The sequence below is a fragment of the Paenibacillus sp. FSL R7-0273 genome (assembly GCF_000758625.1).
In the GTDB taxonomy this organism is placed as follows: Bacteria; Bacillota; Bacilli; order Paenibacillales; family Paenibacillaceae; genus Paenibacillus_AQ.
Map to the genome: position 1 here is coordinate 2,455,203 of NZ_CP009283.1, position 18,881 is coordinate 2,474,083.

Genomic DNA, 18,881 nt, shown 5'->3' on the forward strand with positions numbered 1-18,881 from the left:
AACGGGTTAATGTCCATAAGAACGAGCATTGAAATCTCAGGGGCGAAGCAGAACAATCTCAAGAATGTGTCGGTGGAAATTCCGCGCGATAAGCTGACGGTGATTACAGGGGTTTCGGGCTCCGGCAAATCCTCGCTGGCGTTCGATGTGATCTATGGGGAGGGGCAGCGGCGGTTTCTCGATTCCATCTCCAATTTTGCCAAAAGCCGGATCAGCCAGCTCAAAAAAGCCAAGGTGGATTACGTGCGCGGCCTGTCTCCGGTGATTGCAATTGAGCAGAAAAAAGGCAACAACAACCCGCGCTCCACGGTCGGAACGGTTACGGATACCAACGACTATCTCCGTCTGCTGTTCGCCACAGCGGGTACGGGACACTGTCCTGAATGCAGCAAGCCGCTGCGCCAGCTGTCTGCTGCCCAGATTGCCGAGCATATTACAGGCCTGCCGGAGGGGACCGTTATTGAGCTGCGGGCTCCGGTATACAAAATATACGGGGAGGACTACAGCTACACCTTCCAGCAGCTAAGGGAAAAGGGCTTCAAGCACCTGCTGATCGACGGGGAGCCGGTATCGCTGGGGGATGAGCTGGAGACGGATGAGAGCAAGTCCCATGTGATTGAGATTGTGATAGACCGGATAACGCTGCGCCAGGATACCTATATCCAGCTTACGAAGTCAATTGAAGCGGCCATTCTTGCACTGGATGAGGATATTATGATCAAGGTGGAGGTGATCGGCGGTGCGCCGGAGGATTTCTATCAGCATTTTGCCTGCCCGGAGCATCACTTCTTCCTGTGCGATATGCAGCCGTTCCATTTCTCTTTTAACACGCCGGCGAGCGCCTGCCATACCTGTCTCGGGGTGGGGATGTCTTATGTGGTGGAGCCGCATTTTCTGGTGGTCGCCCCGGAGAAGAGCATCAGCAAAGGCGCGCTTAAGAATACGGTGTTCAACACCTCAGGCAAGGACAGCTACCGCACGGTGCTGATGTACAGCCTGTCCCAGAAATACAACTTCAGTCTGGATACCCCGTTTCATGAGCTGCCAAAAGAAATCCACGAGCTGCTATTCTACGGAACCCATGGTGAGCTTGTGCCGATGCTGCAGCCGCCGTTTTCCCAGAAGAAAAACTGGATGACCGGCAAGGACCGGGCGTTTGGCGGCTTTGTCCATGAGATGGAGAACTGGTACAAGCATTATATCCGCAAATCCTCCACAACAGAGGCGTTTGAGCCGAGCTTCATTAAGGACTGCATGATTGAAAAGGTATGCCCGGAATGCAGCGGCGCCCGGCTTAAGCAGCAGCGGCTGCAGGTAACGGTCGGAGGCAAAAACATCGATCAGCTCAGCCGGATGCAGCTGCAGGAGCTGCTGGCTTTTCTGGAGGCGCTCACCTTTGAGCCGGAGGTACGGGATGTGGCGGAGACCATCGTCCGCGAGCTGCATACGCGCACCAGCCTGCTGATCGAAATCGGCCTGCATTACATCAATCTCGGCAGACGCAGTGACAGTATCTCCGGCGGCGAGATGCAGCGGATCAAGATGTCCACCCAGATCAGCAGTGAGCTGATGGGCATGCTCTACATTATGGATGAGCCGAGCATCGGGCTGCATCCCCGTGATTCCGGCAGGGTCATTGAGACGATGAAAAAGCTGCGCGATCTTGGCAACACGGTAATCGTTGTGGAGCATGACCTCGAAACGATCGGCTGTGCCGATCATATTATTGAGATTGGTCCGGGACCGGGGATTCACGGCGGTAACATAGTGGCCAGCGGAACGCTTGAGGATATAAAGGGTGCAGCGGAATCTGTCACAGGCGGCTATTTATCCGGCAGAACGGTTATTCCTGTACCTGAGCGGCGGCGCCAGCTTGGGGACTTTTTTCTCTCTGTTCAAGGCGCGAGGGAGAACAATCTGAAGGATGTCGATCTGGATATCCCGCTGAATGTCTTCATCTGCATTACCGGTGTGTCCGGTTCGGGTAAAAGCTCGCTGATCAACGAAATCCTGACCAAGCAGCTCAAAATTGACAAGACAGGTGCACGGATTGTCGCCGGCAAGCATGACTATGTGTTCGGCGCAGATTTGGTGAACCATGTTATCAACATCGACCAGTCGCCGATCGGCCGCAACAGCAAGTCTAACCCGGCTACTTATATCGGGCTGTATGATAAAATCCGCGATCTGTTCGCCTCGCAGCCGGAAGCCGTGGAGCGCGGCTATCAATCCATTGACTTCAGCCTGACCCATGCGAACGGGACACGCTGTGAGCACTGCGCAGGAGACGGGATCATCGTCACCAGCCTGCAGTTCATGGCCGACATTGAAACGATCTGCCCGGTGTGCAAGGGCAACCGTTTCTCGGAGGAAGGGCTGGAGATCAAGATCCGGGGCAAATCGATCTCTGAGGTGCTGGAGATGACGGTGGAGGAGGCTGCTGAGTTTTTTGCAGATCACAAGTACCTTAAGCATAAGCTGGGCATTATGAACGAGCTCGGGCTGGGCTATCTGACACTCGGCCAGAGCTCGACCACCCTCTCCGGCGGGGAGGCGCAGCGGGTAAAGCTCTCGAATGAGCTGGCGAAGATCAAGCGGGGTGCACACAACCTGTACATTCTCGACGAGCCGACCACCGGCCTGCATCTGGCCGACATCCAGAAGCTGCTGCTGGCGCTGAACAAGCTGGTGGACGGCGGGCATTCCGTCATCGTGATTGAGCATCACCTGGACGTGATTAAATCTGCCGACTACATCATCGACATGGGCCCGGAGGGCGGTAACGGCGGCGGATTCGTGGTCGCGGAGGGCACCCCGGAGCAGGTTGCCAGGGTGGAGGCATCGCATACCGGGCGGTATTTGCGGAGTGTGCTGGGGTAAGAGGCTAGCGGGCTAGTGAGTGCTGTGCTAGAGGGCTGCGAGTGCTGGTTTTCTGGGTAACGGAGTGGGGCTAATCGAATTAAGTGGAAATTAGTCACCTAAATCAAGGTGATTCGGCCGGATGAGAGGATTAGGTGGAAAAAGGTCAGTTAATTCTCTTGTTTTTAGCCCTAAGGGGATTTTTGGCTAAATTAGGTTACTATTTTCCACCTAATGCTTGGAAATATTGATAAACCGCAGAATTAGCTGACGAAAATCTAACTAAATGTTAGAGACCCGCTAGCCTGGCTGGAATTCCAGAAAATTATACTGAAACGTTAAGCTGCAAAAGCTTAGCCGTCCGACACAAAAAGAAGTGTTCTGACGGCTATTTTTTATGGTTGAATAATGGTATATTGTGGAAGTTGGCGATGTTTGCATCATATGCTGAATACATTGGGAGGTAGTCATGCAGCTATTTGCGGTACATCCGTTTGAATTATATTCCCGGGTAAAATTAACGCTGGGGGCATTTGAAGTCATCTCGGATCTCAGGCCCGGCAGTGCGAGAACGGGGGTTTGGAAGCTTCGGGCAGCGGAAGGTCAGAAGGCGTATTACCTGAAAACATTTAGCCGGAAAGAAAGATGGCACCCGGAGGTCTATGCTTATAAGCACTGGGTGAACGGTCTGCAGCCGTATGTGCCGGAGCTTATCTCGGTCTATGAGGGTGACGGCTGGCAGGCGATTCTAATCACAGCCATCGAAGGAACAATTATGCGGGAAGCGGGGCTCCAGCCACCGGCATTACATGCTGCTTATTATAAGGCAGGACAATTGACGAGGCTGATCCATGAGTCACAGAGCGGGGAATGGTTTGGACGCCCGGATCAGAACGGACAGCCAATTGAGCTTTTTCATCATAGTGATCCCGTAACCTATATCAGGCAATCGCTCAGTGACCTCGGAGGAAAGTGTCTGGAAGCTGATTTGCTTGAGCCTGCTGAGGAGGTAAGCTTACATTGGGCAATGGAGCAGGCAGAAGTGTTTGCAGGAGCCAAGCCTGTACCGGTAAGCTGGGATTCGACTCCAGGCAATTGGCTGGTCGGTGCTGGCGGTGAATTTACCGGGATGATTGATTTTGAGAATATGCTGTGGGGCGTAGAGGTTGACAGCTTCGCGGCTTTGTTTGAGAAATATTTTATCAATGACGAAGCTTCAATGAAGGCGTTCTTTGCCGGTTATGGTTCAGACATTCTGCAGGAAAAGCAAATTCAGATCAGGATCAGCTGCATAAAGCTGGCGCTGGGTGATATTTACTGGGGCACAAGGCAGACTATGCCCGGAGCTGCGGCAAAAGGAAGAAGGCTGCTGCAGGCTCAACTGAAGTACATAGGCTAGAAAGAAAAGCGGATGTAATCTAGTTAAACCTTCAGATATTCACAGGGCAAGTCCGTCAACAATCTCCCGCAGCTTGACAAAAGGAAGTGCTCTGCTTTTATGTATCGCCGTCAGCGGCCCAAAGTGTGTATTCCAATTTTACTAACCGCATCATACTCTCCGATTAATGAATCCAGTAGGATAAAATACGCGAACTGATAACAGCTGTCATCCTGATCATAATTTTGGATATACACATTCAAATCAAGTATCTGTCCGTTACTCTCATAGGCGAAATAAATATCCTCATAGGATAGGCTGACATCTCCCATGCTGATTTCAAGACTATCAGAATTCATGCGGGGCCTGAACGGGATGATTATCCAATTGCTGTAGACTGGCGCCTTGCCGCACAGAAGCTCCACCGTCTCAAAGGAATCTACGAGCCCGTCGGCAGAAACAATAAACTCCCGTTTTCCATCTGCATTTACAGTACCTATTTCATAGGTTAAGTTCTCATCTATCTCATGGAGCCTGCCGCTGATTTCGGCCATATATTGTTCTTTCTTATGTTCAAACCCGGTATAAAATTCATGCTCCCGTTTACTGAACTATTTCCAGAAGGTCTGCTTAAGATCGCTTTTTCTGAACAGTTTGAGCATTATATCCCCTTCCTTTCTTATATTCGGATGTATTGTAGCATTTTTTTGATGTGTATGGACTAGGAACTATTTTCAGAGGAATTAATTAGGAAAAAAATGTAACCTTTGGGGGCGGGCTGCGTATGTCAGGAGAATGTCCCAAACTGATCCTGGAGATGATGATATGCAGCTTGTCCGCAATTCTCTTAACGATCTGATACATAACACCGAAGAAGCCGAAATTTCGCTTAAAACGTCAATTGACAGTTATCTGACCAGATTCCGGGAGCTGGAGCCGCAGCTTCATGCCTTTGTGCCCGAAGCCCGGCTGGAGCAGAGACTTAAGCTGGAACAGGAGCGTCTGCTGGCTTTCCTCGCCGGTACCGCCGGTAAACCTGCCCTTTTGGGGATACCGGTCGGAATCAAGGATTTAATCCATGTTAAGAATATGCCGACGCAAGCCGGGTCCCGGCTGCCTGATGAGGCACTTGCCGGTGGGGAAGCCTCCATAGTCACCCGGCTGCGTGAACTCGGGGCGTTTATTGCCGGTAAGACCGTAACTGAGGAGTTCGCCTACCATGGTCCCATCGCTACCCTTAATCCGCATAATCCTGCCCATACTCCCGGCGGGTCGAGTGCAGGCTCAGCTGCTGCAGTTGCTGCAGGGCTATGTCCGCTGGCTTTGGGAACACAGACTTTACGTTCTGTTCTCGCGCCGGCGTCTTTTTGCGGAGTGGTGGGGTTTAAGCCGAGCTATGGCAGAGTTCCGCTGGACGGGGTGATCAAGCTGTCGCCCTCATTTGACACGATCGGCTTCTTCACCCAGGATCTGTCCGGTATGGAGACGGCGGCTGAGCTGCTTATTCCGGAATGGCAGGTCCGTCAGGTGAGTCGTAAACCTGTGCTTGGCATCCCGCGCGGGGTATATATGGAGCTGATGTCGGAAGAGGTGAAACAAGCTTTTGCTGCACAGGTTCGTTCGCTAGAGCTGCTTGGCTATCAGGTGAAGCAGGTTCAGATGCCCTGGGAGGACGAGCTTGTCTATGGTAATGCGATGCTGCGGTTTATTCAGGGGGAAATGGCCCGTGAGCATAAGGATCGTATCGTAAAGTATGAAGAATACTATGGTGCCAGTGTCAGGGAAGCCATTCTTAGTGGTGCGGCTGTTCCGGAGGAGGAGCTGGCTGATTACCGGCAGCTGCAGCTGGTGTTAAGAGACCGGCTGAAGAACCTTATGGAGCAAGAGGGGGTTGATCTGTGGGTATCACCGGCACAGGGCGGAACCGCACCAAGGCTGGAGGCTAACAATACCGGCTGGGCTGGCATGACAGCAATCTGGGGCTTTGCCGGGTGCCCGGCTATCAGCATTCCAGCGGCCGATATAGACGGACTTCCGCTCGGCTTTCAATGTGTCGGCAGCTACGGGGAAGATGAATGGCTGCTGGCCTGGGCACGGCAGGTGGCGCAGGAGCTTTGTCCGAAGAGGATTTGAATTGCAAACACACTTAACAGCCGCTGGACACACGTTTTGTGTTCAGCGGCTGTTTTGGCGCTTCGGGGCAGGAATGGAGTATACACTCCAGATCTTTTAATTATTGCGGTGCAGGCAGGGTATAGATGAATTGTGTATCCTTATTCTCAGGCCCTAGGTTGTAAGCGCGGAGGGTTAGCTCATTGCCGCTGCGGCCTTCAAACCGCAGATCATCACCGGGGAACATGGAGTCCCACTGGTCCAATATCCATTTGCTGTCGGCTGCAGGTAATTGCTCATATAAGAGTGTCTGGGTGCCGGTGGAACGGTCAACAGCAGTCAAAAAGGCGGTATCGCCCGGCCGGATCAGAGCAACATCGGAATAAAAAGCCTCTACATTGTAATAAACGTCCCGCGTTACGCCGGTTCGCATCAATTTCGGCAGGTCGACGGTTTCTTTTACCGCACCGGTACCGTCTTCGATCAGACGCAGGGTCTGCCCGTCGTTCATCAGCAGCCTGTCCCCGGACCAGAGAGCCGGCTCATCAAAGGTAGTATGAAAATCGGTATGCGCCTGGCGCATGAGAGCCCCGTTTTTGAGCAGATAGGTATAGTACTCTGCATAGAGATGAGGTTCCCCGTAAGAGTTTCTAACCTGCAGCACCGTCAATCCGCCAGGGGTATCCTCGAAGGTGAGGTCGACCAGATCCAGACCCCTGCCCAGATGGGCGAGCTTCTGTTTCGCGCCATTACCGGATGAAATGTATAGATCACCGCTATCAAAAGAGACGGAGTAGCGAGTGCCCTTGTAAGTCTCTGAATAACCGCGGTACATATGGAGGCCGTTAGCCAGCAAGCTGCGGGTTGTGGCATCCCAGCGGACCGTGCCGCCTTCCAGCGCCTTAACCAGAAATTTGGCAGGCAGATACAGCTCGTCCCGGGCAATAAAAGGAGTACCCCCGATATTGACGGTGACGTTATCCAGTACCCCGGCTGAGCTGCCGAGCCGAACGGCGAAGCTTTTTTCCCAGCCGCTGAATGTGGCTCGTGTACGGGTCTTGTCCCACTTCATTTCAATTCCGAGTCCGCCCGTGATGTTGGCTGGCAGGTAGGATACACCGTTCTTAATCAAAGCTGTACCTACGAAGCTTCCTGATATGCCGCTGTCACTGCCATAAGTCACATAATATTTCACTTCTTCGGTGCCTGGTCCGGCTGAGGCCGGAGCTGATATTGTACCTGATAAAAGCATAAGTCCGGCAGTGGACAGGAGCAGCAGTTTTCTTATCATGCAGGTTACCTTCCTTTCGGAAATAATAGAATTAGGCTGAAGCTTCATATACGATATAAAAGATTAGACGAGGAATGAAGGGAAATGTTTCCTTTATCTGAGGGAAAATAGAAAATATATACAAAATACTTGAATGGCTGTCTGCAGACAACATCGGCGATGGCTCACATTATCAAAATATAGCAGTTGCAGATTAATTGAGGTCAGAGAAATCTCTCCCACTCGAGTATTGAGTGGATAGAAACCATTTTAGCCCTGCGTTCAACTGGCATTCCCTTAGAGGAATTAAAAGAATACGTTTATGATGCAAGAAAAGCAAGTGATCGGATGCATTTTCGAAGTAACGGGCAGGATAGTTGAACAAGATAAGTGAGGGTTTTATGTCGAATTTGACGCAAGCCAATGAACTGCTCACTGAACATTACGAAGGTACTCTATACATTTCGGGTTGTGTATTAAATCTGGGAAAGTTTTACCCTCATTGCCAATTTTACTAGCTGATAAATTCTTTGCACTTTACAATACCGCCCAGTTCGGCAAATCTAAGCACCTTATATAACTTTCATGCCAATTCACTATTGAAATAAAACAAAACATCCTATAATTTAACTGAAGGTAGATTTATGTTGTGCGTTGTCTATGATAAATAAGAGGTGAAAATATGAATCGCTGTTCTAATTGTCAAAATACAAACATCAAACAGATAAGTTCATTTCATACAAGACTCTTACTTTCCATCTACTTATTTTTAAATTTTTACTTTTTTACAGGTGCCATTGATTACGGAGCATTGATCGCTATAATTCCTGTTTTTATTCCTTATTCATACAAATGCTCTAACTGTAATAAAACATTTCTGGGATTGCCCAAATTTAATTTAAATAACTTTTGGTTAGGAAATAATTCTGATATATATTTACTTGCGATGTCACCTTCAATACTAATAATTACACTCTTAATACTGATCTTCCCATATACAGGACTAGCACGTATATTGTATTTACCAAATATATACTTTCTCAACAGCGTGGTTGTCCTTTTATATCTATTTTTATTTAGAAAACGTAATGGAGCATTGATCCTTTTTATACGGGCTTCGTTACTAATTGTAACTGTGATTCTTTCTGTATGGTTATATCCTCAAGAAGACAGTGTTGGGATAATAAAAAAGATTTTTAATTAAAAACTCGAGCCGGGTCATGCTTCGGGGGAGTAGCTACTTTGGAGTAACTACGTTTAACAATGTGTTTACCAAGAATTTGTTAGGTTGAAAATTTAGTGAGAACATGGTTGAATACTTGAAAGCAGCACGTGATGGTGCAACTTACGCAATAGCATTAATTCATTTATTCGAGTTTAAAGGTATAGTAAAGCAAACAAATTGAAATAGCTTCGTCACGTTCCTAGAAGGCTTGTGTATACCGACGCTAAATTATTTATTTTATTAAGTGGGGAGAGAATGTATGGGCTCTGAATTAATAGTTGTTGATTACGACCCTAGCTGGACTAGAGCATTTGCAAAACTGAGGGAATTCGTACTGCCGGTACTTGAAGACATTGTAGTCTCAATTGAGCACGTTGGAAGTACCTCAGTTCCTGGGTTAGCAGCAAAGCCCATTATCGATCTGGACGTTGTGGTTCCTACGCAGGAAGATGTGTATATAGCTGTACAGAGGCTTGCAACTCTAGGCTATGTCCATGAAGGTGATTTAGGAATTAAAGGACGAGAGGCATTTATTCCTCCAGCCGATGTAATTTGGCATCATTTGTACGTGTGTACCGTGGACAGCGCTGAATATAAGCGTCATATTCTCTTTCGCGATTATATGAGAGGTCATCCCGAGGACGCTAAAAGATACAGCAACTTAAAAATTGAACTTGCCGAACGGTTCAGTAAAGACCGTGCGGCATATTCAAATGCCAAAAGCTGTTTTGTGAACGAGATACTGCAACGTGCTACATAGATTGAACTTGAAAATATCATATAAGGGTAAAGTGGTAAAAGCTGCCGTATTCACGACACCTGGAACCTTTGAGGAGCCCGTAACATTATTGCGTTGTGTTGATTGATAATTGCTTTGCTATCAGATAAGAAAGGGTGAGGATTCATGGAAGCAAAGGTGCTAGAGCGGTTACCAGAACCGATAACCTTAATAAAGTTAATGAAAATTCAAGCATCACTAAATTATATTCTTTGTAAGGAGGAATGACTTCGTTACCATGACTTTGTTCAAGAGTGGGATGAGGGTATTTCTATGGCGAAAATAGATAATGGTGCTGGTGATCATCTGATTATTTTATTTTCCGGTGAAGGCTGTATCATAAAAGGCTTTGATCATGAATCTGGATTAAGCCCCTATGCACAAGATGAATATAAAGTATGGCAAGGGATTTATCTAAAAAAGCTGAGAATACTCCACCCTCGATAGGGTGGGGATGAATCTGCGGTATTTGACCTAAACCCGAACGCATGTGCTATAATATGAATAATATTACCAAAAATGAGGTGTTGCACATGCTGATACATCAAGCCTATAAATACCGGATCTACCCCACACCGGAACAACAGCAACTCATAAGGCGTATGTTTGGCTGCTGCCGCTTTGTGTTCAATACCTTTTTGGACACTTGGAATCAAAGCTATGCGGAAACGGGAAAAGGCTTGTCCTATCACGCTTGTGCGACAAAACTCCCTGCACTAAAAGCACAATACGACTGGCTGAAAGAAGTCGATAGCATTGCTTTGCAGTCGGCTGCCCGTCATGTGGCGGATAGCTTTGATCGCTTTTTCAAAAAGCAAAATCAAGCGCCATGCTTTAAGAGCCGGAAGCATCCGGTTCAAAGTTACACGACCAAATTCACGAACGGGAATATCGCCATTGAGGGGAGTCGCTTGAAGCTCCCAAAACTCGGCTGGATGCGTTTTGCAAACTCCCGGAAGCTGGAAGGCCGGATATTGTCCGCTACCGTGCGTCAAAACGCCAGTGGGAAATTTTTCGTTTCGCTTGGCTGCGAAGTTGAAAAGAACCCACTGCCGCAAGTGGACGCACATATCGGAATCGATCTGGGTTTGAAAGAGTATGCTGTAAGCTCAAATGGTGAACGGTATGCCAACCCCCGCTTTTACCGCCAATATGAGAAAAAGCTGGCGCTTTGGCAGCGGCGGATGGCTCGGCGTACTCCGGGCGGCTCCAACTGGAAGAAAGCGAAGCAGCATGTCGCTCGCATTCACGAACGTATTGCGAATAAACGAAATGATTTTCTCCACCAACTGACAACGAAACTGATCCGTGAAAACCAAACGATTAGTATCGAACATCTGCGTGTCGCGAATATGATTCAGAATCCCAAGCTTTCAAAATCCATCGCGGATGCGTCTTGGGGGGAGTGGGTACGGCAACTGACGTACAAAGCCCTTTGGTATGGACGAACCCTTCGGATCGCTGATACGTTCGAACCGACCAGTCAGCGGTGTCACGTGTGTGGCACGATTCACCCGGAAGTAAAGAATCTTGCGGTTCGGGAATGGACGTGTACCGTTTGCGGTACGCTTCATGACCGTGATGAAAACGCCGCTCATAATATTGCACAAGTAGCGGTTTAACCGCCACCTATCCAAATGATAGAACTGCGGGAACGCAGGAATCGCTTGCTAAATAAGAAGAGGTTACTCTTCTGTTCGCAAGAATCCGCCACTTCAAGCGTTAGCTAAGTGGGGGAGAATTCAATGGGCTGTATATACCGAACACCCGAGGAGTTTGTAGCATTTGCAGCAGATTATTTTGAGCTACCGCTATCATTGGATGCTGTTGTAAAAATTTACGATGATTCCGCCATTACGGAAGATTTGATCCGTCTCATAAATCCCCACTGTGATGTAAAGGACGTTCTTCATGAATTAAAAGACTTAAAGGCACGGGCATAACGCCCGTGCCTTTAGTCTGCCCGGCTGTAACCCGCAGCTCCATCATTTCCGCTTCTTCCGGCAATCCAGAAACCGCATGTTTATCTCACCGCTGCCGGCGGTGTTCGGCTTCAGGTTGAGGCGGAAGGCGTTACGCTTCAGGGTGGTTTTTACCTGCTGCGGTGTCAGGCATGGACGGAGCTGCAGCAGCTGGGCGGCTGCGCCTGAGACAATCGGCGTAGAAATGGAGGTGCCGGACAGCTTAATATAGCATTTGCCCACCCTCAGTCCCGGCTGCTGGCGGGCCAGCCGGGAGCCTGGTGCGAGGAGGGAGATGACCATCTCCCCGGGTGCCACGATATCCGGTTTCACTCTGCCGCCCGGAGCAGGCCCGCGGCTGGAATAGAACGTAATGCGGTCATCCGCCTGGGTGACGGTCCGGCGGTCGTTAACCGCTCCGACTGTAATGGCAGAAGGGCTGACTCCCGGAGAATCCACCGTCCGGGCCAAAGGTCCGCTGTTGCCGGCGGAGATGACGACCGTCAGCCCGGCCTTGACGGCCTGTTCAGCTGCCTGGACGAGCAGATCCTCTTCAGCTGAAGCGGCTGCCGGTCCGCCGAAGGACATGGACAGGATGCGCAAGTTAAGCCTTTTTTTGTTGGCGATGCACCATTCAATGCCTTTAATAATGGTAGAATCATAGCCTTCGCCGTATTGATCAAGCACTTTAACCCCTACTATACCTGCTTCAGGAGCAGGCCCTCTGTATTTGCCCTTGCTAGACCAACCGTTACCTGCGGCATCCCCGCTGATATGTGTGCCGTGACCGTTATCATCATAAGGCTTTGTCCGGTGGTTTATGAGGTCCTTAAAGGCGATAATCCGGTTGACCGGCCGGGTCAGATCGGGATGAGGGTAAACCCCCGTATCTATAATAGCGATGTTAATCCCTTTTCCGGTAAGCTTGCGTGTCTGCTGAAGGGCTGCCGATCCGATTGAAGGGGTGGCGATATTCAGGAAAGCCTTTTTAACTCCGTCCAGATAGACCTTGCCGACTTCCCCGCAGCTGCAGATCCGCTCCAGACATTTCAGCGAAACCTGTGCAGATACGGCATTCAGCAGAGGCAGCCTGTGCTTTACCGGAAAAGAATGTCCGCCTAAATGCCTCTGCAGCATTTGCATCCGGGCCGGAGTCAGCTTGTGCTTGAACTGGACAATTACTGGAACTGCGGCAGCCCGTTTAGCTGATCCCTTAGAATTCTGCAGCTTGTGCTTTAGGGGCCTGTTGATTTTGGCGGCGTAATGCCGTACCCACATTGATTCACTCATGTCTGTCGCTTCACCTCTCCAATAGCACATCCTATGCAGAGAACAGCCCAGCGGACACCAATCTATGAAACGGAGACGATACCACATTTTTACGAGAGTAGGTCATTATTCCTTTCAGGCAGCACTTAAATTGCATTTAATACACTATCTTAAAAGAAAGTGGTGAAGCAAAGTGAGAGAAGCTGAGAAAAAAGCATTGTTGGCAAAAAAAGCATTACTGGCGAAGAAAGCTATGATGGCCCGCAAAACGAATGCAAAGAAGGTTGTGAAAAGAAAACGGAGAATCAAACAAACCTTCAGCCGCTTCGTCGTTCTGGCAACAAGCACAGGCAATGTCAATAAGGACACCACCGGCTGGACAGCCTCGCTGACTAGCGGAGCGGTCACAACGACTACGGATTTCGACGATTTCGGTGTAGCCCAGTTTCCAACCATTTCTACTCTGACTACAGTGCCGTATGTGCTGCGGATAAGAGATGAAGCTGGTAACCTCCTGACAACTAAAAGCGTTTCCGCTAACCGCGAATTCTTTGTAGCCCGTTTCTAACAGACTTATAGTCTTAATGTAGAATAGACACACCCTTATCCCCTATAAACATCCTGAATAGGATATTATAGGGGATATATTATGTTTTCTAATAAGGTATTGCAACGATAGGAGGCAGAAGCCATGTTGGATTGGATTCAAGACTACCGGTTACTGGAATATTGCAGCAGGCAGGAGCACATGAATGTTGGAGACCGCTCCCGGTTCTTTATGCATACAGTCACGGCAGATGCTCCGTCAGGGATGACCGCGCTGGCGCAATATTTTACAGCGGGAAGTGTACTGCTTGCTATGGATTTCAATATTACGGTTCCTGTACCGGATGAACAGCTGCTGCAGCTGGTGATGGAGGAGGTGGCTCCGCATTTCGGTGTGGTGAGACAGCTTGAACGCAAAGGGAGGATTGAATCTGTACATATGAATCAGTTGAAGCCCGGATCGGTCAAGCTGTTCCATGAAACGGAGACTGGCATTCTTCCTGTCATGAAGGATTTGTACCGCCATAACGACAGCGAGCACTGGTATTCTGGTCAAAAGCGCAGGCTGGTGCATTACACTGTCGATACTACAGAGCTTGAACCTTATGAGGATGCAGAGGTAAAAGAGGTCCAAGCCCTGCTGCAGCAGGCTTATTTCGGCGGTGAAGCTGTTGAATTCGGAATCATGCCGCTCGGCTGGCCGTTTGACGATTCCTTAAGACATTCTGCGGCGCTGCGTTTTGTTGCCGGGTTTGCCCCGAAGCTGACCTTGTCTGTGGATGAGTACAGTAATGAAGTTATTCTGCTGAACATAACGGCGAAAGAGCCTGTCCATAAGCTGTATCTGCCGTCCGCACAGCCGCAGCCGTCAAGGCGTGTAGATCACTATCTGTATCTGAATGTGGGCCACGGGCTGGTCTATGTGGTGAACCTGATGGTGCAGCCGGAGCTTACGAAATGGGAGGGCTTTGCAGACGCTAAGCTGTACTCTCTTGGAGAGAATACTGATTTTGCGGAATTTGATCCCGGAACAGCGGAGTGTCTGGAAGGGACAAGCTTATTTTTTGATGAGGATACTTTACAAAGAATGATGGACGAGGTTAACCAGGCGCTGAAATTTGGTTGAAATGTACAATCATTTGCTTGTTTTTTAGCTATAATGACAATTAACCTCACATATATATTCAAAAGACAGCCCGCAGCGGATATAATATGGCAAATAATATTACTGAAGCGCATCGGAGCAGCCTGGAATGCGGGGAGCTCCTGATAATATGCCGGTGAAAGGTCTGAGGAATGATGAGCCTGGAAGCTTTGAACGAACGAGTACAAACCGATCTTTCCTATCTGGCCTACGGCGGCGCGGATTGGGTGCGTCCCCTGGAGCATCCCGAAGGCCATGTATATGATGTTGTCATTGTCGGCGGCGGGCAGAGCGGGCTGGGAGCGGCTTTTGGACTGCTGAGGGAGCGGATCTCCAATATTGTTGTGATCGACGAGAACAAGGAGGGGCAGGAGGGGCCTTGGGAGACTTATGCCCGGATGGTTACGCTGCGGACACCGAAGCACCTGACCTCTATCGATCTGGGAATTCCCTCATTGACCTTCCGCGCCTGGCGGGAAGCACAGACCGGCCCGGAAGGCTGGGCAGCAGTCGATAAAATCCCCCGCAGCGACTGGATGAATTACCTTCGCTGGTACCGCAGCGTGCTCAGCCTGCCGGTTATGAATGAAGTAACGCTTAAGCTGATTGAGCCTGCGGGGGAAGGCGTTCACCGGCTGCATATTACCGGAGCGGGAACGCCCTCCGATGTGCTGCTGGCCCGCAAGGTTGTATTGGCAACAGGTATTCAGGGCGGTGGTGAGTGGCATGTACCGCCGATGATCGCTGAGAACCTTCCAAAGCATCTATATGCACATACTTCGGAGGCCATCGATTGTACTGCACTGGCCGGACGGACAATCGCGATTCTCGGCGGCGGCGCATCCGCCTTTGATAATGCAAATTACATTCTCTCGGATGGTGCTGCAGAGGCTCATGTGTTCGTGCGCCGGGACCAGCTGCCCAGCATCAATCCGATCCGCCAGATGGAGCTGTCGGGGATGATTGAACGGTTCCACACGCTGGCGGATAAAGACAAATACGGGGTAATCTCGCATTTCTTCAAATACAACCAGCCGCCGACGAACGATACCTTTACCCGTGCGGCAGCGTGGCCGGGCTTCCGGCTGCATCTCGGCTCACCTTGGCTGAAGGTGGAGGCGTCCGGGGATAAGGCCGTTGTGACTACACCGCAGGGCGAGTATACCTTTGACTTCCTGGTTGTCAGCACCGGACTGCTCAGCGATCCCGGGCTGCGCCCGGAGCTGCGGCTGGTTGAGCCCCATATCGCGCGCTGGAGCGACCGTTATCAGGCACCGGCAGCTACGGCCAATCCGCTGCTTGATGCACATCCCTATCTCAGCCCGGGCTTTGCCCTGCAGAGCAGGAGTAAGGAGGGCGAGCAGCTGCTGCACGGATTGTTTGTATTCAATTATTCGGCCTTGGCCAGCAACGGGCTGTCAGCCTCGGCCATTTCCGGGATGCGGAACGCGATTCCGAAGCTGGTCGCCGGTGTGGCGGATCAGCTGTTCACGGATGACCGGGAAGCGGTGCTGCAGGCTTTTTACGAATATGATGTGGCTGAGTTTACTGCAGAGTGGCTGCCTGCCAAGGCCTGATTCTTTCATTTATAGAATAACGCCTGCCTGAACAATGGTTCAGGCAGTTTTTTTTGTCTGCTGCAGCACATTAGAAGTTTGACCTTGGCTCCCGGCTCATTGATAATAAAGAGGAACCTATTTCTTCTGCAGATTGGAGTAAGACCAATGACATACCGCAATTTAGAAGAATGCATTAACGATCTTGAAAAGCACGGGCATCTGATCCGGATCCGTGAGGAGGTTGATCCCCACCTGGAGATGGCAGCCATCCATATGAAGGTTTACGAGGCAGGCGGCCCCGCACTGTTATTCGAAAAGGTAAAGGGCTCCAAGTACCGTGCAGTCTCGAACCTGTTCGGCACAATCGAGCGCAGCAAGTTTATTTTCCGGGATACGTGGGAATCTTCCCAGGATGTTATAGCTTTGCGGGATGATCCCATGAAGGCGCTGAAAGCGCCGTTCAAATATGTAGGTACAGGGCTTGCCGCCCGGAAGGCGCTGCCGCTCAAGCTGCCAGGCGGACTGCCGCCTAGCTTCGAGGAGATTCAGATCTCCGATCTGCCGCAGATCAAGCACTGGCAGGGGGACGGCGGCGCTTTTGTAACGCTCCCGCAGGTTTATTCGGAGGACCCGGACAAGCCGGGGATCATGAATTCCAATCTGGGGATGTACCGGATTCAGCTCAGCGGCAACGATTATGAGATTGATAAAGAGGTAGGCGTCCATTACCAGATTCACCGCGGCATCGGCATCCACCAGAGCCATGCGGTCAAGCGGGGCGAGCCGCTCAAGGTCAGCTGCTTCATCGGCGGCCCCCCGGCCCATACGCTCTCTGCGGTTATGCCGCTGCCGGAAGGCCTCAGCGAGATGACCTTTGCCGGTCTGATCGGCGGACGCCACTTCCGCTACAGCTATGTAGACGGCTTCTGTGTCAGCGCGGATGCGGATTTTGTAATTACAGGCGAGATCCATCCCGGCGACACGAAGCCGGAAGGGCCGTTCGGCGACCATCTGGGCTATTACAGCCTGACTCATCCGTTTCCGGTAATGAAGGTGCATAAGGTGTATGCCAAAAAAGGCGCAATCTTCCCCTTCACAGTAGTGGGACGGCCGCCGCAGGAGGACACTGCCTTCGGCGAGCTGATCCATGAGCTGACCGGCAGCGCGATTAAAAATGAGGTGCCCGGTGTAAAAGAAGTGCATGCCGTCGATGCGGCAGGTGTGCATCCGCTGCTGTTCGCAATCGGCAGCGAGCGCTACACACCTTACCAGCAGCTGAAGCAGCCGGCAGAGCTGCTGACGATTGCCAACCGGGTGCTCGGCACCGGCCAGCTCAGTCTGGCTAAATATCTGTTCATCACTGCAGTGGAGGACCGTCCGGTCAGCACGCATGATATCCCTGATTTCCTGACGTATATTCTGGAGCGGATCGACCTGCGGCGGGATATTCATTTTCAGACGAATACGACGATTGATACGCTGGATTACTCGGGAACGGGAATCAACACGGGGAGTAAGGTTGTTTTTGCCGCAGTCGGTGATAAGAAAAGAACCCTGTGCACAGAGGTGCCGGAGGCTCTGGCTTCTCTGGAGGGCTTCGGTGAGGCTAAGCTGGTCCTGCCGGGAATTGTGGCGCTTACGGGCCCTGCATTTACGACCTATGATGATACCGAGCAGGAAATGAGCCGCCTGAGTGCTGTCATTGAAGCGCAGGGAGCGCTTCCCGGGTGCCCGATGATCATTCTGTGCGATGACAGCAGGTTTATCAGCGAGGAGCTGAATAACTTCCTGTGGGCGACCTTTACGCGCAGCAATCCTTCGCATGATATTCACGGTGTGAACAGCAGAATCACGCACAAGCACTGGGCCTGCGATAATGTCATTATCGATGCCCGTGTGAAGCCGCATCAGGCGCCGCCGCTCATTCCGGATCCGGATGTGCAGCGCAATATTGAACGGGTGTTTGCGCAGGGCGGAAGCCTTAGCGGCATCCGCAAGTAATTTATGGGCAAGAGATGTTCCGTCAGCCGTGTAATGGCCGGGCATCTCTTTTTCTTTTATATAGTAGTAGAACCTCAATTCTAACGGACCCAGTCCGCGCAAGCCCACCGCCTTCATATGTTCATTTGAAGAAACCCGTAAGCTCATTTATACTTGGTAGGAAAATTATGGATAGTGGGGCTGGTGCGTCCAATAACTATCGTTATGAGGTGAATACATTGGGAGTATTAGAGACAGAGCGGCTGATATTACGGCGATTTAAGCCTGAGGATGCCAGGGATTTGTATGAGTACCTTTCCAGGGAAGACGTTGTGAAATTTGAGCCATACGGTGTACATAATGAAGCCCAGTGTGAGGCTGAGGCGCTGCGGCGTTCCGGTGATCCGGCGTTTTGGGCCGTTTGCCTGAAGGATTCGGGCAAGCTGATCGGCAACCTGTATTTTCAGCAGCAGCAGCCCGCTGCTTTCCGGACCTGGGAGCTTGGTTATGTGTTTAACAGCGGGTTTCACGGCTGCGGGTATGCGGCGGAAGCCTGCCGGCGGCTGCTGGATTACGGATTCACCGATTTGCAGATACGGCGTGTAACGGCCCGTTGTAATCCGGATAATGCACCGTCATGGCGGCTGCTTGAACGGTTGAAGCTGCGGAGAGAAGGTTTTTTCCGTGAGACCGGTTATTTTAAGCATGATGAGCACGGTGAACCCAAATGGCATGATACCTTTGCGTACGGACTGCTTGGTCGTGAGTGGTTCAGTAGGGCTGAGGAGCCGGTGAAATAA

At 50.7% G+C, this 18,881-nt stretch carries 15 protein-coding genes; 12 read left to right on the forward strand and 3 right to left on the reverse strand.

Features of this window, described 5'->3' with window-relative positions:
* The first annotated feature begins 9 nt into the window (after positions 1-9).
* Both uvrA and R70723_RS10435 read left to right on the forward strand, forming a co-directional pair.
* Positions 10-2,880 (forward strand): excinuclease ABC subunit UvrA, encoded by a 2,871-nt coding sequence (gene uvrA / locus R70723_RS10430; RefSeq protein ID WP_039871833.1) that lies wholly within the window; start codon positions 10-12, stop codon positions 2,878-2,880.
* Positions 2,881-3,328: 448 nt separating this feature from the next.
* Positions 3,329-4,258: an aminoglycoside phosphotransferase family protein gene (locus R70723_RS10435; protein ID WP_039871834.1), complete on the forward strand. Its 930-nt coding sequence runs from the start codon at positions 3,329-3,331 to the stop codon at positions 4,256-4,258.
* Between the two features lie 110 nt (positions 4,259-4,368).
* Here the strand turns inward: R70723_RS10435 and R70723_RS10440 are convergent, their stop codons facing one another.
* Positions 4,369-4,791, reverse strand: a complete 423-nt coding sequence (locus tag R70723_RS10440; RefSeq protein ID WP_039871835.1) for a hypothetical protein — start codon at positions 4,789-4,791, stop codon at positions 4,369-4,371.
* 241 nt (positions 4,792-5,032) lie between these two features.
* On the opposite strand from R70723_RS10440, the gene R70723_RS10445 reads away from it, so the two are divergent.
* A complete protein-coding gene (locus tag R70723_RS10445) occupies positions 5,033-6,370 on the forward strand; it encodes an amidase (protein WP_039871838.1) in 1,338 nt (445 codons plus the stop codon).
* Positions 6,371-6,470: 100 nt separating this feature from the next.
* Here R70723_RS10445 and R70723_RS10450 read toward each other — a convergent pair whose 3' ends face one another.
* Positions 6,471-7,640 carry a stalk domain-containing protein gene (locus R70723_RS10450; protein ID WP_231574862.1) on the reverse strand — a complete coding sequence of 390 codons (1,170 nt, stop codon included), beginning with the start codon at positions 7,638-7,640 and terminating at the stop codon, positions 6,471-6,473.
* Between the two features lie 1,463 nt (positions 7,641-9,103).
* Here R70723_RS10450 and R70723_RS10455 point away from each other — a divergent pair.
* The 4 genes from R70723_RS10455 (at position 9,104) to R70723_RS10470 (ending at position 11,565) form a co-directional block, all read left to right on the forward strand.
* Positions 9,104-9,604, forward strand: coding sequence for a GrpB family protein (locus R70723_RS10455; protein WP_039871840.1), 501 nt, complete (start codon positions 9,104-9,106; stop codon positions 9,602-9,604).
* Between the two features lie 291 nt (positions 9,605-9,895).
* Positions 9,896-10,069, forward strand: coding sequence for a hypothetical protein (locus R70723_RS33365; RefSeq protein WP_156123804.1), 174 nt, complete (start codon positions 9,896-9,898; stop codon positions 10,067-10,069).
* Between the two features lie 86 nt (positions 10,070-10,155).
* Complete coding sequence (gene tnpB, locus R70723_RS10465; RefSeq protein ID WP_197071798.1) at positions 10,156-11,244, forward strand: IS200/IS605 family element RNA-guided endonuclease TnpB; 1,089 nt, start codon at positions 10,156-10,158, stop codon at positions 11,242-11,244.
* A gap of 123 nt (positions 11,245-11,367) precedes the next feature.
* A complete protein-coding gene (locus R70723_RS10470) occupies positions 11,368-11,565 on the forward strand; it encodes a hypothetical protein (protein WP_039871843.1) in 198 nt (65 codons plus the stop codon).
* A 42-nt stretch (positions 11,566-11,607) separates the two neighbouring features.
* On the opposite strand, the gene R70723_RS31520 is transcribed toward R70723_RS10470, so the two are convergent.
* The gene (locus R70723_RS31520; protein WP_047171093.1) at positions 11,608-12,873 is read right to left on the reverse strand and encodes a S8 family peptidase; all 1,266 of its coding nucleotides are present in this window, start codon (positions 12,871-12,873) and stop codon (positions 11,608-11,610) included.
* A 172-nt stretch (positions 12,874-13,045) separates the two neighbouring features.
* Between R70723_RS31520 and R70723_RS10480 the strand changes: the two genes are divergently transcribed.
* The 5 genes from R70723_RS10480 (at position 13,046) to R70723_RS10500 (ending at position 18,881) form a co-directional block, all read left to right on the forward strand.
* Entirely contained in the window at positions 13,046-13,420 is a 375-nt protein-coding gene (locus R70723_RS10480; protein WP_039871844.1) for a hypothetical protein, read from the forward strand.
* A 123-nt stretch (positions 13,421-13,543) separates the two neighbouring features.
* Positions 13,544-14,524 (forward strand): hypothetical protein, encoded by a 981-nt coding sequence (locus tag R70723_RS10485; protein WP_039871845.1) that lies wholly within the window; start codon positions 13,544-13,546, stop codon positions 14,522-14,524.
* A gap of 173 nt (positions 14,525-14,697) precedes the next feature.
* A complete protein-coding gene (locus R70723_RS10490) occupies positions 14,698-16,119 on the forward strand; it encodes a flavin-containing monooxygenase (RefSeq protein ID WP_039878562.1) in 1,422 nt (473 codons plus the stop codon).
* A gap of 147 nt (positions 16,120-16,266) precedes the next feature.
* Positions 16,267-18,102, forward strand: coding sequence for a UbiD family decarboxylase (locus tag R70723_RS10495; protein WP_039871846.1), 1,836 nt, complete (start codon positions 16,267-16,269; stop codon positions 18,100-18,102).
* Between the two features lie 218 nt (positions 18,103-18,320).
* Positions 18,321-18,881, forward strand: coding sequence for a GNAT family N-acetyltransferase (locus tag R70723_RS10500; protein WP_039871847.1), 561 nt, complete (start codon positions 18,321-18,323; stop codon positions 18,879-18,881).